The 14859-nt window shown below is 59.6% G+C and carries 14 protein-coding genes; 8 read left to right on the forward strand and 6 right to left on the reverse strand.

Translation table 11 applies throughout. The features are described 5' to 3' along the window. Positions 1-7: 7 nt before the first annotated feature. Together ACYVI2_RS03710 and ACYVI2_RS03715 are read right to left on the reverse strand one after the other, a co-directional pair. On the reverse strand, positions 8-772 hold the full coding sequence (locus ACYVI2_RS03710) for a 3-oxoacyl-ACP reductase family protein (RefSeq protein WP_415817786.1): 765 nt from the start codon (positions 770-772) through the stop codon (positions 8-10). Between the two features lie 114 nt (positions 773-886). Then, a complete protein-coding gene (locus tag ACYVI2_RS03715) occupies positions 887-1843 on the reverse strand; it encodes a zinc-binding dehydrogenase (RefSeq protein ID WP_415817784.1) in 957 nt (318 codons plus the stop codon). 142 nt (positions 1844-1985) lie between these two features. Here ACYVI2_RS03715 and ACYVI2_RS03720 point away from each other — a divergent pair, with 142 nt between their 5' ends. Continuing rightward, on the forward strand, positions 1986-2915 hold the full coding sequence (locus tag ACYVI2_RS03720; protein ID WP_415817782.1) for a LysR family transcriptional regulator: 930 nt from the start codon (positions 1986-1988) through the stop codon (positions 2913-2915). A gap of 63 nt (positions 2916-2978) precedes the next feature. Here the strand turns inward: ACYVI2_RS03720 and recX are convergent, their stop codons facing one another. Next, a complete protein-coding gene (recX, locus tag ACYVI2_RS03725) occupies positions 2979-3554 on the reverse strand; it encodes a recombination regulator RecX (protein WP_415817780.1) in 576 nt (191 codons plus the stop codon). Between the two features lie 74 nt (positions 3555-3628). Continuing rightward, positions 3629-4696: a recombinase RecA gene (recA, locus tag ACYVI2_RS03730; RefSeq protein WP_415817778.1), complete on the reverse strand. Its 1068-nt coding sequence runs from the start codon at positions 4694-4696 to the stop codon at positions 3629-3631. Between the two features lie 232 nt (positions 4697-4928). On the opposite strand from recA, the gene ACYVI2_RS03735 reads away from it, so the two are divergent. The 3 genes from ACYVI2_RS03735 (at position 4929) to ACYVI2_RS03745 (ending at position 9000) form a co-directional block, all read left to right on the forward strand. Then, positions 4929-5621: a response regulator gene (locus tag ACYVI2_RS03735; RefSeq protein WP_415817776.1), complete on the forward strand. Its 693-nt coding sequence runs from the start codon at positions 4929-4931 to the stop codon at positions 5619-5621. Positions 5622-5736: 115 nt separating this feature from the next. After that, positions 5737-7113: a sensor histidine kinase gene (locus tag ACYVI2_RS03740; RefSeq protein WP_415818202.1), complete on the forward strand. Its 1377-nt coding sequence runs from the start codon at positions 5737-5739 to the stop codon at positions 7111-7113. Between the two features lie 210 nt (positions 7114-7323). Then, positions 7324-9000: an MFS transporter gene (locus ACYVI2_RS03745; RefSeq protein WP_415817774.1), complete on the forward strand. Its 1677-nt coding sequence runs from the start codon at positions 7324-7326 to the stop codon at positions 8998-9000. Between the two features lie 947 nt (positions 9001-9947). Here the strand turns inward: ACYVI2_RS03745 and ACYVI2_RS03750 are convergent. Together ACYVI2_RS03750 and ACYVI2_RS03755 are read right to left on the reverse strand one after the other, a co-directional pair. Beyond that, complete coding sequence (locus tag ACYVI2_RS03750; protein ID WP_415821212.1) at positions 9948-10166, reverse strand: hypothetical protein; 219 nt, start codon at positions 10164-10166, stop codon at positions 9948-9950. Between the two features lie 135 nt (positions 10167-10301). Then, the gene (locus ACYVI2_RS03755) at positions 10302-11210 is read right to left on the reverse strand and encodes a LysR substrate-binding domain-containing protein (protein WP_415821214.1); all 909 of its coding nucleotides are present in this window, start codon (positions 11208-11210) and stop codon (positions 10302-10304) included. A 112-nt stretch (positions 11211-11322) separates the two neighbouring features. Between ACYVI2_RS03755 and ACYVI2_RS03760 the strand changes: the two genes are divergently transcribed. From ACYVI2_RS03760 to ACYVI2_RS03775, 4 genes are all read left to right on the forward strand, one after another. Next, complete coding sequence (locus ACYVI2_RS03760) at positions 11323-11916, forward strand: amino acid synthesis family protein (RefSeq protein ID WP_415821215.1); 594 nt, start codon at positions 11323-11325, stop codon at positions 11914-11916. Beyond that, positions 11913-12680: an alpha/beta fold hydrolase gene (locus ACYVI2_RS03765; protein ID WP_415821216.1), complete on the forward strand. Its 768-nt coding sequence runs from the start codon at positions 11913-11915 to the stop codon at positions 12678-12680. Before ACYVI2_RS03760 ends, ACYVI2_RS03765 begins: the two co-directional genes overlap by 4 nt. 32 nt (positions 12681-12712) lie before the next feature. Further along, a complete protein-coding gene (locus ACYVI2_RS03770; RefSeq protein WP_415821217.1) occupies positions 12713-13672 on the forward strand; it encodes a Bug family tripartite tricarboxylate transporter substrate binding protein in 960 nt (319 codons plus the stop codon). Between the two features lie 162 nt (positions 13673-13834). Then, the gene (locus tag ACYVI2_RS03775; RefSeq protein WP_415821276.1) at positions 13835-14734 is read left to right on the forward strand and encodes a recombination-associated protein RdgC; all 900 of its coding nucleotides are present in this window, start codon (positions 13835-13837) and stop codon (positions 14732-14734) included. Positions 14735-14859 lie beyond the last annotated feature (125 nt).

Below are 14859 nucleotides of genomic sequence, written 5' to 3' on the forward strand. Positions count from 1 at the left end.
GAGACGCTCAAGACGTGAAACCGCCGTCGACCAGGATGTCGGCGCCCGTGACATAGGAGGCCTGTGGACTGGCGAGAAACGCCACGACGCTGGCGATTTCATTCGGCTTGCCGTAACGGCCCACCGCGATACCGGGGATGAGCAACTTGGCCCACTCGCTATCGACCGGATTCATGTCCGTGTCTACGGGCCCGGGGTGCACGGTGTTGACGGTGATGCCACGCGAACCCAGGTCGTATGCCAAGCTGCGGTTGAAGCCAGTGATGGCTCCCTTTGTCAGTCCATACACCGAGAGACCGGGCACGCCGGCATACTTCGTCGCCGAACTTCCGATGTGCACGATTCGGCCACCTTCCTTCATGTGGCGTATGGCTTCCTGCGTGGCAACGAAAACGCCCGTGACGTTGACCGCGAGCATCGACTGATAGTCCTCGAATGTAATCTGGTCGATCGGGCTCGCCGACGCGATTCCGGCGTTGTTCACCAGAATGTCCAGGCCACCAAATGTCTCGACCGTCTTGGTGATAGCCGCGCGCACGGCGTCCGGATCCGCAGCATCGGCTACGATGGCCAGCGCGCGGCCGCCGGCCGACTCGATGTCCGCGATTGTTTGCTTGGCCGCGTCAGGCGAGCCGCGGTAGGTGAAGGCGACTTGGGCGCCGTCGGCAGCGAGTTGCTTAGCGATGGCCGCTCCGATTGAGCGAGAACCACCGGTGACGAAGGCCGTCTTGCCGACCAGCGGAAGCGATTGGGTAGAAGTTATGTCGTTCATGGGTCACTCCGTTTAAATGCCGAGGATTCGGTGGAGTGACTTTCGCGCTTTTATTGCTTGTTGATTAGTATCAAATGACTTGGATCATCTTCAAGCAATGATTTAATGCCTGGCCTACGTGATCAGAACCGGCAGCCCGGTCAAGCGTCGACTGTCCATGTCGTCGTGTGCACGCGTAATCTCATCGAACCGATAGCGAGCGGTTTTGAGGTCGTCGAAAATGCCGGAACGCACTGCGGCCCATAGCTCGTTGGTCGCAATGCCGACCGCCTGGCCACGCACATATTGAGGGGAACCGCCACTTCGAACTGCGATGGCTCGTCGAGCGAAATCTGGTCGGTTTGTCGATGCTTGGCCCGACGCATAGCCGATAGCTGCTATGACACCGCCATCGCGGACGCTTGCAGCGCCCAAATCAAACATCGCCTGCCCTACGAAATCGTAAACCACATCCACCCCATCCGGCGCGATCGCGCGGATATTCGCCGCGATGTCGGGATCTTGCGAGTGGAACGCGTAGGTGCTGCCAGCGGTTACCTTGGAGAGCTTGTTCGGAGACCCAGCTATACCAATGACCGTCGCGCCGAGCGATTTTGCCCAACGGGAAAGAATTGAGCCCACGCTTCCTGATGCGCCGAGCACCAGCGCCACATCAGTCGATTTGAGATCATAGAGGCCACGAAGCCCCATCCAGGCCGTTCCGCCCTTGGCCAAAAAAGTCGCTGCGACCTCATTGGTGATGTCGCTAGGCAGGTGGACCAACGGTGCCGTTGAAATCACCCTCTCGGTAGCGTATGCCCCCTCGGCGAAGAAGTAGGCGACACGGTCGCCGACCGACATCCCACTCACGTCGGGTCCTATCGCGGTGACTGTCCCCGCTGCTTCGAAACCAGGGACCGCCGGCATCGTCATTGGATACTGCCCCCTCCGTATCATGGTATCGACAAAATTGAGACCAATCGCGTCTTGGGTGATCTGAACCTCCCCAGCACGTAGCGCCCGCAGATCACTGGGGATGATCTGCAGGACGGCCGGACCGCCGGGGGACTGCATCTGAATAATTTTCGGCACGGCATCTTCTCCTGTTCCAAGAGCGGCGCAGAACGCTCTTTACCCTAGACCCTACAAGTAGGGCCACTTTCGCCCACTTATTTCCTCTTGATTAGTGCTATATAGCTTGAATCATCTTCAAGCATTAGTTTAATATCCACGAATGGAAACCTTGGCCAACTTGGAGTCATTCGTGCGCAGTGCCGAGAGCGGTAGCTTTTCGGCTGCGGCGCGGCGGTTGGCGCTAACTCCGGCAGCAGTAAGCCGGAACGTGGCCATGCTGGAGCGCAACCTAAAAGTACGGCTATTCCATCGTTCAACCCGCAAACTGACGCTGACCGAGGCGGGTGAGGCGTTCCTGAGCGCGATCGGCGGCAATCTGGAGTCTTTGCAAAACGCCATTGCCTCAGTATCGGCAGACGACGGACAGCCTGCGGGTGTGCTCAAGATCAGCCTGCCGCCAACCATCGGGATGAGCCACATTTTGCCGCTACTGCCGGACTTCTTGCAGCGCTACCCTCGTATCAAGCCCGAGTGGCATTTCGAGAACCGCGCGGTGGACCTGATCGCCGAAGGCTACGACGCCGCTATTGGTGGTGGCTTCGAGCTCGCGCCCGGCATGGTCGCCCGGACATTGGCACCAGCGCATATCATCGCCGTCGCATCTCCTGCCTATCTGGCCCGGCGCACAGCACCGGTTGACCCATCCGGGCTGATTGAGCTGGATGGAATCGTCATGCGTTCACTTAAGTCGGGCCGCATCCGTACCTGGAACATGCGCGACGCGCAAGGTGATCAGGTTGCCGCATTGATGCGCGAAACTTTAGTGGTCAACGACCCTGCCGCGCTGAGGGAGTCGGTGCAGCTAGGCTTGGGGGTCGCCATGCTGGCCGTCCCTGATGTTCTAGCAGGATTGGAGTCGGGGGAGCTTGTGCGAGTTTTGCCGCGCTGGTGGGCCGATGCGGGCGCAATCTCGCTCTACTATGCGAGTCGCGACCTGCTCCCGAGCAAGACGCGAGTCTTCATCGACTTCGTGATCGAGGCATTCAAACGTGAAGACTACGCACGGCGTTTTGCCGGTAGCTTGGGATAAGAACGTATGAATGCCTCACCGATTTTTGGGGCCTTAGGTCAAGAAAAACTGAGCCGCTCTTGATCAATCATCGTCACGCTCGTCGCCCAATAGACGCCGAATCACATCATGAGCGAACCCTCGGCCAGCCAGAAAGCGGGCCTGTTTGGCGTACTCGTTACGATCGACGGGTTTGGCGGAAAAACGCTTGCGCCAAACCTCGAGCGCACGCTGATATTCGGTGGCGCGCAGGTCATCGCGCAGTTGCGCGACCTGATCCTCGGCTACGCCGTGCTGACGCAATTCCTGCACAATGCGTGCCGTGCCCTGCCGCCCGGCACGACGATGCACCAGGCTCTGCGCAAATCGCTCGGTAGATAACCAGCCCTCTTTTTCCAGTGCATCGAGCACCGGCTCGATGTCGGAAGCGTCTTCGGCATAAGGCTGGAGCTTGCGCGCCAACTCATTGCGCGCGTATTCGCGACGCGACAGATAACCCACCGCGCGGGCCTTTAGGCTAGGTCCACGCGGTTTGGGCTTGCTCAATGTCTCGAAATCATTATCCCGAGCCGGGAGTTTGCCTTGGGTTTCGAAATCGTCTTCTTGTGCAGACAGCACTCGGCGATTTTCGCCACCGCTGTCCGCACGAGAGCGGTTCATCGTCTCAAATCCTCCGTCGTCAGGCTCGCGTGAAGACGAGCCGCGACGTGGCCACGAAGAACCCCGCTGACGAATCATTCTGCGTCGGTAGTCTCGGCCTCACTAGCCGGGAATGTCGCAGCACGGCTGACGATGCCTTGGTTTTCACGCACCTTGTTCTCGATCTCGATGGCGAGTTGGGGACGCTCTTTCAGGTATTCACGGACATTGTCCTTGCCCTGACCAATGCGGGTGCCGTTGTAGCTGTACCAGGCGCCGGATTTGTCGACCACGCCCGCTTGCACGCCCAGGTCGATGATTTCGCCCTCGCGCGAGATGCCGGCGCCATACATGATGTCGAACTCGGCCTGCTTGAATGGAGGCGAGACCTTGTTTTTAACGACTTTGACGCGCGTTTCGTTACCGACGACTTCTTCGGCTTTTTTGATGGAGCCGATGCGGCGGATGTCCAGGCGCACAGAGGAATAGAACTTGAGGGCGTTACCGCCGGTAGTCGTTTCCGGGTTGCCGAACATGACGCCGATCTTCATCCGGATCTGGTTGATGAAGATGACCATGCAGTTGGTGCGCTTGATGGTAGCGGTCAGCTTGCGCAGCGCCTGGCTCATCAGGCGAGCCTGCAGACCGGGCAGCGAATCGCCCATTTCACCTTCGATTTCGGCCTTGGGCACCAACGCGGCGACCGAGTCGATCACGATCAGATCCACCGAACCCGAACGCACCAGCGCGTCTGTGATTTCCAGGGCCTGCTCGCCGGTATCGGGCTGCGAAATCAGCAGATCGGTGAGGTTGACGCCCAGTTTCGAGGCGTACTGCACGTCGAGTGCGTGTTCTGCGTCGACGAATGCGCAGGTGCCGCCGATTTTTTGCATTTCTGCGATGACCTGCAGCGTGAGCGTGGTCTTGCCCGACGATTCAGGGCCGTAGATCTCGATCACGCGCCCACGCGGCAAGCCACCCACGCCCAACGCGATATCAAGCCCCAGCGAGCCCGTCGACACGACCTGGATGTCGTGTTCGACTTCGTTATCGCCGTAACGCATGATCGAGCCCTTGCCAAACTGCTTTTCGATTTGCGAAAGCGCGGCGGCCAGCGCCTTGGCCTTTTCCGAGGCGGCTGCTTTGCTGGTTTTGTCGTCCATGTGGTTTCCCGTGGCTAAATGATGTTGACGCTGTGAGGTTTAACGTGCGGCAAAGCGCTGCACGTCGAAGCGGCGATTATTGCATTCGATTGTACTGTATATAAATCCAGTGTGCCATATTTTTCCAGGGATTCCCAGGATGGGCAATCAGCCGATGCTGTGCCAGAATGCCTGCGCACGAACACCACCCGGTGTCGCGCGCCCTTAACGGCTTTTGCCCCGCTTTCACTGCATGCGCATCCTTATCGCCGAAGACGACAGCATCCTGGCCGATGGCCTGTCCCGCTCATTGCGCCACAATGGTTACGCCGTTGACGCCGTCAGTGACGGCGCCGCCGCCGACTCCGCCCTCGCCGCCCAGCCTTTTGACCTGCTCATTTTAGACCTGGGACTCCCTCAACTCACCGGACTCGAGGTCCTGCGCAGGTTGCGTGCGCGCAACTCGGCGATGCCGGTCCTGATCCTGACAGCGGCCGATAGTGTCGAGCAACGCGTCAAAGGGCTGGATCTGGGCGCTGACGATTACATGGCCAAACCGTTCGCCCTATCCGAGCTGGAGGCCCGTGTGCGCGCCCTGACACGGCGCGGTGCTGGCGGCGGAGCCACATTATTGCGCCATGGCCGCCTGGTGTTTGACCAGACGGGGCGTGTCGCACTGGTCGATGAGCAGACATTGGATTTATCCGCACGCGAAGTCAGCCTGCTGGAGATCTTGCTGACCCGCAGTGGCCGCATGGTCAGCAAAACCCAGCTCGTCGACCACCTGTGCGAATGGGGCGAAGAGGTCAGCACCAACGCCATCGAGGTCTATGTGCATCGGCTGCGTAAAAAACTCGAGCCTAGCGGAGTCAAAATCATCACGGTACGCGGCCTGGGTTATTGCCTTGAACGGGACCAAGGTGCCGCCAGCCACCTCACCCACTGAGCCAGCTGCGCACGAGTCGCTGAACCAAGAAGCCCTGGACGCCATGCGCGGCGGGGCGAAAGGCCCCAGCTTTGCGCCCCCCCAGCGATCGTTGCTGGGAGAAATCCTCGACTGGATGCTGGCTCCCCTGTTCCTGCTGTGGCCAATGAGCGTGGCCATCACCTACGTGGTGGCGCAGAACATCGCCAACGTCCCTTACGATCGAGCGCTGGCGCAGAACCTGCATATTCTGTCGCGCCATGTACATGCGCAGGGCGGACGCGCCGTCCTGCAAATCAATGATTCTGTGCGCGACGTGCTGCATCCCGGTGAGACCGACAGCGTATTCTGGCTGGCCCAGGGCAGTCACGGCGAGGTGCTGGGCGGGGATAAAGGCCTGCCGTTGCCCCCCGATCTCGGACCGCCACAGCCCGGCACTGTCCTATATGCCGAAGACACGTTGCGCGGGTTCGGCGTACGGCTGGCCTACACCTGGGTCGACCTGCACATCCCGCAAACTCAGCCCGTGCTGCTCGTGGTCGCCGAAACCATGGAAAAGCGGACCGAATTAACCAATGACATCATCAAAGGCGTCATCATTCCGCAATTCATCGTGCTGCCCGTCGCGGTGCTGCTGGTGTGGTTCGGCCTGTCACGAGGCGTCGCTCCTCTCAACGCCCTGCAACAGCGCCTGAGAGCTCGCCGCCCCGACGATCTGTCGCCCATCGACGAGGGCGCTGCCCCGTCGGAAATCGCACCTCTGGTCGGCGCCATGAATGAATTGCTGGATCGTCTGTCCTCGAACGTACAGGCGCAACGACGTTTTGTCGCTGACGCCGCGCATCAGTTAAAGACGCCCTTGGCGGGCCTGCGTACTCAGGCCGAGTTAGCCCTGCGAGACGCCAGCCCCGACGAAATGCAGGCGAGTCTGCGTCAACTGATCATGGGCTCGGAACGCGCCACTCGCCTCGTGAATCAGCTGCTATTACTGGCGCGCGCCGAAAACCCCCATTCAGTCGAATTGGTACCCGCCGACCTGAATGCCATCGCGCATGAGCAGACCTTGCAATGGGTGCACCAAGCGCTCTCGCTCAATACCGATTTAGGATTTGAAGGCACAGACACGCCAGTCATGATCGACGGCAACGATATCTTGCTCGCCGAGCTGCTCAATAATCTGGTGGACAACGCGCTGCGCTATACCCCATCGGGCGGGCATATCACCGTCCGTGTCAGCAGCAGCACCACACATGCCATCCTGGAAGTCGAGGACTCCGGTCCAGGCATCCCCCCCGAAGAACGCGAACGCGTCTTTGACCGTTTTTATCGCGTGCTGGGGACCCAAGCTGAAGGCAGCGGCCTCGGGCTGGCCATTGTGCGTGAGATTTCTCAAAAACATCACGCACAAGTGCAAATCCTTGAGGGCACCGCTCACTCGGATCTGCCCGGCGCATGCATCCGTGTGTTGTTTCCCTTACACGGTAGGCAGGAAAACGCTGATTTTCCGGTCTAGGGATATCCCTGATGAACAGACCCGGATCGGGTAAAAACGCTGGGAAAAACACCAAAAAAACACGTTTTGTTTCAAAATTAAGATTCAAGTAAGTATCCCGTCAGAACCCCGTCAGCCTCGTTTTCTACCTTCTTACTAGCCCGAATACCGGAACATACCGGACACGAGCCGGCACGGTGGATCACCACCGATCCAAAACGAGGAGACATCATGAGCACAGCATCGATGGCCAGCCCAGGCCCATCCACGGGCCCGCGCCCGATGACCAAAGACGAACGGCGCGTGATCTTCGCGTCGTCGCTAGGCACGGTATTCGAGTGGTACGACTTTTATCTGTATGGGTCGCTTGCGGCCATCATTGCGGGCCACTTCTTCTCAGGGGTAAATCCCACAGCGGCGTTCATCTTCGCCTTGCTGGCTTTTGCGGCAGGCTTTGCGGTACGGCCCTTTGGCGCCCTGGTCTTTGGCCGTCTGGGCGACCTGGTCGGCCGTAAGTACACCTTTCTAGTCACCATCGTCATCATGGGCCTGTCCACGTTCCTCGTGGGTGTGCTCCCCAGCTATGCCAGCATCGGCATCACCGCCCCCGCAATTCTGATCGTGCTGCGGCTGCTGCAAGGCTTGGCGTTGGGCGGCGAATACGGCGGCGCAGCTACCTACGTGGCCGAACACGCCCCCCAAGGCCGTCGCGGCGCCTACACCGCCTGGATCCAGACGACGGCCACGCTGGGCTTGTTCCTGTCCCTGCTGGTCATCATGGGCGTGCGCGGCATCATGGACGAAGAGTCCTTCAAAGCCTGGGGCTGGCGCATTCCGTTCCTGATCTCTGTGGTGCTGCTGGGCATATCGGTGTGGATCCGGATGCAGCTCAATGAGTCACCGACCTTCAAACGCATGAAAGAAGAAGGCCGCGGCTCCAAAGCGCCTCTGACCGAGTCTTTCGGCCAATGGAAAAACCTGAAAGTCGTGATCATCGCACTGCTGGGCCTGACTGCCGGTCAAGCCGTGGTGTGGTACACCGGCCAGTTCTATGCCTTGTTCTTCTTGACCAAGACGCTGCAGGTCGACGCCAACACCGCCAACATCCTGATCGCCCTGGCCCTGTTGATCGGCACGCCGTTCTTCCTGATCTTCGGCTCGCTGTCTGACCGCATCGGCCGCAAGCCCATCATCATGGCGGGCTGCTTGATCGCTGCCGTGACCTATTTCCCGATCTTTCAGGGCCTGACGCACTTTGCCAACCCAGCGCTCGAAAAAGCTCAGGCATCGGCACCGGTCACCGTGATTGCAGACCCGGCCACTTGCTCATTCCAGTTCAATCCGGTGGGCACCTCGTCATTCACGAGTTCATGCGACGTGGTCAAGTCGTTCCTGGCGGGCAACTCAGTGAACTACGCTAACCAGGCAGCCCCTGCCGGCACCGTAGCCAAGGTCAAAATCGGCAATGACGAGTTTCCTTCCTTCGAAGGCAAGAACATGTCTGCGGATGAGTTCAAGGCCAAGTCTGCCGAGCTGAAAACCGCCCTGACCAACGCGATCCGCAGCCACGGCTACCCAGCCAAGGCGGACCCGGCACAAATCAACAAGGTCATGGTGGTAGTCCTGCTGACCATTCTGGTGATCTTCGTGACCATGGTGTACGGGCCGATTGCCGCCATGCTGGTCGAAATGTTCCCCACCCGCATCCGCTACACCTCGATGAGCTTGCCGTATCACATCGGTAATGGCTGGTTCGGCGGCTTCTTGCCCCCGGTTGCTTTTGCGATCGTGGCTGCGACAGGCAACATCTACGACGGCTTGTGGTATCCGATCATCATCGCCGTCATGACGCTGGTCATCGGCACCTTGTTTGTTCGCGAAACCAAAGACGTGGACATCAACGACTAAGACTCCCTTTTCCCCCGCCAGGCAGGACTGCTGCGCCTGTCTGGCTCTTCCAAGCTCCTTCGGGAGCTTTTTTTTGTCTCGCCGGGCCGTCCCAAGATAAAAACGCCCCCTTGGGGGGCAGCAAGCCAAAGGGGCAGCGTGGGGGCATTTTTTATCGCTGTTGGTGTTGTGGGCGTTTGCTGTTCGTGATTGTCTCTATGGAGGCGTCCCTGTCGCGTGCCTGGGCGTGGTGCCGGGCCTATCGCACGGACTCGGCCCATGACCAGGGGCCTCGGTCCGCTGCGCGGACTAAATCCGTGCTCAACGGCCCGGCACCACGCCCAGGCACGCGACAGGGACTCATGATGAGGGAATGCAACGAGGGTTGATGGCCATCAGCTGCTTTTTAAAGCTGTCTTTGCCAATGCGATAGGCAGGTTCATGTCATGTGGCCAAACTGGACGCAAATCAACAGAGTTGATGCAGCAAAGCGCATGACATCCGTCAATGGCAGACATTGCGAGCAGGAGGTCGGCGTGTAAAAGCCCCGCCGGGCCGTTGAGCCGCGATTTAGCCCGCGAAGCGGGCCGAGGCCCCTGCTCATGGGCCGAGTCGCGGCGATAGGCCCGGCGGGGCTTTTACACGCCGACCTCCTGCGCCAAAAGAACTCCACTCTACGCATGCCACAGACAACAACCGTAGCGGAGAAAAATACCCCCACGAGGGGCAGCAAGCCGTTGGCGCAACCAAAAGAACCGAGATTCAGGACGATGTCAGACCGGCGAGATTAGACTGGAAGCTCAGAACACGGTCTTGCTCCACATTGCCGGACGTTTGATCCCCAGTCCGACGATTGCAGGGCCAGTTCTCTGACACCAATGCCGCGCCCCCCGCGAGCCTTTAACGGCGCGGCATTGTGTGACCCTGCCCGGCCCGGCTTTTTCAAGCCGGGCCTTTTTTTGCCTGGATCAACGGCGGCGGCCGAAACCGATCACCAGCACGCCGGCCACAATCGCAGCAATGCCAGCCCAAGTCGGAATCGAGATCGATTTTTCCGTTTCCGCCGTCGCCTTGACCGAACCGATCTGCAACACGGTTTCTTCGCTGGTGTAGTTGAAACCCTTGTACACCAATGCCGCCGCACCCAATGCGATCAGAACCGCACCCACAAGCGTCGCCAGTTTCATCGTTATCATCCTTTATTCATCAATGACGATGCGGCGGACGATACCAGAAGGCCCGTACTCTGTCAGTGACAGAACGCATCGCAGTACGCCACCAGTGAAAACCGCTACGGACCCGTTGTGCGACACAGAGCCCGCTCACTCATACAACGTCGCCCCTTTGCGCCGCGTAAACTGCGCTAACGAACGCAACGCCAACGCATGCATCGCCGCAACCGAAGGCAATAGCGTCTCGTCCTGACGCGTCAACACACCGACGATACGCTCGACGACAGGCTCGACCAACGGCACGAACGCCAGACCCGTGCTCGCGGGAGGTCGAGCCAGCACAGGCAACGCGGTCACCCCGAGTCCCCCCGCCACACTAGCCAGCAACGAAGCTCGATTCGAAATATCCATCGCTGGATCATCCACGCCGGCGCCAAGCTGGCGGCCCTTGAGCGTCGCAAACGTCGCATTTGCAATCAATCGCTCGCCGGTCAACTCAGACCACGCAATACTGCGGCGCCGCGCCAAGGGATGCGTCTTGCGGCAAACCAGACCAAAACTATCACGCGCAACGGGGCTGAACGCCAACTCGTCCGTACGCGGCAATTGACCCGCCACGCCCACCTGCACATCTCCCGACAACACCAGACGATGCACATTGGGAGACGACTCATCCACGGCCCGGATTCGAACATCAGGATGCCGCTGGGCATAACGCGCCACCAATCGCGGCAGCCACTCGTCTGCCAACGAAGGCATCACCGCCAATGACACTGGCCCCTGATACCCCATCGCATAAAGCCGCGCCCCATCCTGCACGCGATCATGCGTCGCCAGCAGCTCTCGAAATGACGGCAGCAACGTCTGCCCCAACGGCGTCAAGCGAGCGCGCTTGCCAGGCTCGAACAACGGTGCGCCAATCTGTTGTTCCAGGTCTTGCATCGCTGCCGAAACAGCCGCTTGTGAGCGAAAAGTGCCCTGGGCCGCATCGCGGAAACTGCCCAGATCCGCCGCCAGTACGAACTGACGCAGATGCTGAATTTTCAAAGGAGCAGACATGGTGCAGCCATTATCTAATTCGGATTTTCCGAAATTAACATGAATTAATTTAGATTGCTAAAACCGGACTGCAGCGCCAACAATGCTCCCATCGTTCAACCGGGAGCCCAGCATGTCTGTGCAAGTTCGCAAAGTCGTTAGCTACGTAGAAAAGACCTTGATCGAAGGCGGCAAAGCCGCTGAAAAACCGTTGGTGATGATCGTGGCTGCAGCAGTAATCCGTAACCCTTGGGCCGACAAACCGTTTCAGGAAAATCTGCGCCCGGAAATCCTGGCCGCCGCACCGCCATTGGGTGAATTACTGGTCGGCGAAATCCTGCGCCATGCAGGGTCGGCCGATGCGATCGAGGCTTACGGTAAAGCGGCTATCGTCGGCACCTCGGGCGAAGTCGAACATGCGTCCGCCCTGATCCATACCTTGCGTTTTGGCAATGCCTATCGCAACGCGGTAGAAGGCACCAGCTACCTGAGTTTCACCAACACGCGGGGCGGTCCGGGTTGCGTCATCTCCATTCCGATGATGCACAAACAAGACGAAGGCTTACGCTCGCATTATCTGACCGTACAGACCTGCATCTACGACGCACCGGCCCCCGATGAAATCGTGATTGCCTTGGGCGCTGCCACCGCTGGCCGCCCACATCACCGCATCGGCAATCGCTATTCCGACTTGAAAGAACTGGAACAAGAGGCGCAAGCAAAATGAACGCTGCGGTGCGTCGATCAGGCCAGGGCGCGCCCTTGGTCCTGCTGCATGGTGTGGGTCTGGATCATCGCCTGTGGGATGACCTCGCTCCCTGCCTGGAATCGGATTTTGAGGTCTTGCGGTACGACCTCCTCGGTCACGGACAGGCGGCTCCATTACGAGCTGCCGTCACACCGGAAGACTTTGCCAAACAACTGGACCGCGTACTGGACCAAGCCGGCTGGAACGATGCTCATTTGTTGGGCTATTCCATGGGAGGCCTGATTGCAGCCCACTACGCCGCGACAAGAGCCTCACGCGTCCAGCGACTGACACTGCTGAGTACGGTTTATCAACGCACCGAAGCCGAAGCCACAGCGGTTCGCGCGCGGCTCGACGCGTCAACAACTCAGGATGCTCAAGCCTCGACGGCCGTATCCCTGGCGCGATGGTTCACTCCCGCGTATCGCGAAACCCACGAAACGCGTGTCCAGGAAATCGGACAACGCTTACTCGCCAATGACCGCGACAGCTTTCTGCATGCGTATCGCATGTTCGTCACGGGCGATCGCCTGATCGATACACACGCGATCCGTTGCCCGGTACTCGTCATGACAGGCAGCGACGACGTGGGCTCCACACCGCGCATGAGCGAAACCCTGGCCGCCGATTTGCCGCGGGCGCAATTGCAGATCGTCGCAGGACAGCGCCACATGCTGCCCGTGGAGGCGCCTGCCACCGTCGCTCAGGCGTTGCGAGGTTTTTTCTTGCCGGCCTCTACATAACGCACTATTCCCGCACAGGGAGGAGACAAACCATGAATCGCAGAACCCTACTCAAATATGCCGCCGCCCTAGGCGCCGCAGAACTGGTTCAACCCGCCTGGGCGCGCGAGGCGCCGTTGCGCGTCGTCGTGCCTTTTCCCCCAGGCGGCGGCACCGACGTCCTGGGACGCGTGATTGCGGCCTCACTAGAGCCTGCGCTGAACCGTCCCGTCATCGTCGAAAACAAGCCTGGGGCCAGCGGCATGCTGGGCGCGGACTACACCGCCAACGGCGCGAAAGACGGCGGCATTCTGCTATTCGCAGGTCTGGTTCCGTCCGTACGCTACTACGCCAGGCCACCTGAAGACGTTCTCAAGCAATTGGCGCCCGTATGCCCTATCGCGCGCTCGCCGTACATGGTGGCAGTGAACGCCGATGTGCCAGCCAAGACCATGAAAGAACTAGTCGAACAGGCCAAGGCTCGCCCCCAGGATCTGACCTTTGGCACGCCTGGCAACGCGACTCCCCAACATATCGCTACCGAACTCATGCAAGCCGCCTGCGGCATCGACATGCTGCACGTGCCCTACCGAGGCACCGGGCCGATGATGACGGACTTGCTGGGCGGACAAATCCAGTTGGTCGTTGCCACAGTCGCTGCCGTCGAGCCCTACCTGAAAAGCGGCCGGCTGCGCGTATTGGCCGTTACCAGCGCAGAACGCTTACCTAAATATCCGGACATCCCCACTATCGCGGAAAGCGGTTACCAGGGATTTTCCGCACAAATCCAGTTCGGCACGTATTGCGCCGCGGGGACGCCAACGGACATCATCGCCGCGCTGAATCAGGGCGTGAACCGCGCACTGCAAACGGAAGATGTTCGGCGCAAACTGGGCGAGCAAGGCTTCACGCCGACAGGAGGCCCGCCCGAGGCATTGCAAGCGGCCTTGCTGTCCGAAATTCGCGAGGTCGCGGCCCTGGTGAAATCCGGCAAAGTCAAAGTCGATCTCTAGCGATAAAACCCAGCCCGGCAGACAGAACATCATCCGGCCTGCGCCTGAAGGAGCCGGACACTGAGCGTCGGCCCGATGTCGTCTCGAGATACACAAGAAAAGCACTGACCTGCCGGCGAACCGGGCAAGGGTCGTATAGAATCAACCCTTTTGCCCGACGCCATGTGGTTCAAGAATCTCAAGATCTACCGACTATCCGCACCGTGGACGCTGACCGGCGAACAGCTCGAAGAAAGCTTGGCTCGGCATGCCTACCAATCCGGTAACAACCTCGAAATGCAGAGCGTGGGCTGGATTTCGCCTCGCGAAAACGCCGCGCTTTCACACACCGTCAATCAACAGATTTTGCTCAGCCTGCGTGCCGAGAAAAAGCTGCTGCCGACCACGGTCGTCAACCAGGTCGCTCGTGCCCGCGCTCAGGAAATCGAAGAGCAACAAGGGTACAAGCCTGGCCGCAAGCAAATGAAGGAAATCAAAGAGCGCGTCACTGACGAGCTCTTGCCCAAGGCCTTCAGTGTCTATCGTGACACGCGTGTCTGGATCGACCCGGTCAACCATTGGCTGGTCATCGATGCCGCCGCCTCGGCCAAGGCCGATGAAGTCATCGGCTTGCTGGTCAAGACCATCGATCCGCTGCCACTGGAAAACCTGTACGTCGCGCAATCGCCCGCTGCCGCCATGACCGGCTGGCTGGCCGCCGACGAGGCCCCCGCGAATTTCAGCATCGACCAGGACACCGAACTGCGCGCCTCGGGCGAAAGCCGCGCCGCCATTCGTTACGTCAAGCATTCCATCGACGTCGACGACGTGCGCCGCCACATTCAGTCAGGTAAACAATGCACGCGCCTGGCGTTGACCTGGGCCGACCGCGTGTCCTTCGTGCTGACCGAAGCCCTCGACGTGAAACGTGTTGCGCCACTGGACGTCCTCAAGGAAGGCAACGACACCGTCATGCAAAATGACGATGAAAAGTTCGATTCCGACATGGCATTGATGACGGGCGAACTGGCGAAATTGCTGGCCGATCTCACCGAGGCTTTAGGCGGCGAAAAGCGTATTTAAAAAAAGCCCCACAGACTGGGTTCAATCCAGTCCGTGGGGCATCATTGCTTTTATCGCCGGGCCATCTCAGGATAAACACATTGCCTGAGAACCAAGCCCGGCGGCCATACATGCCCGCCGGTAAA

This window comes from Bordetella tumbae, from assembly GCF_054780995.1.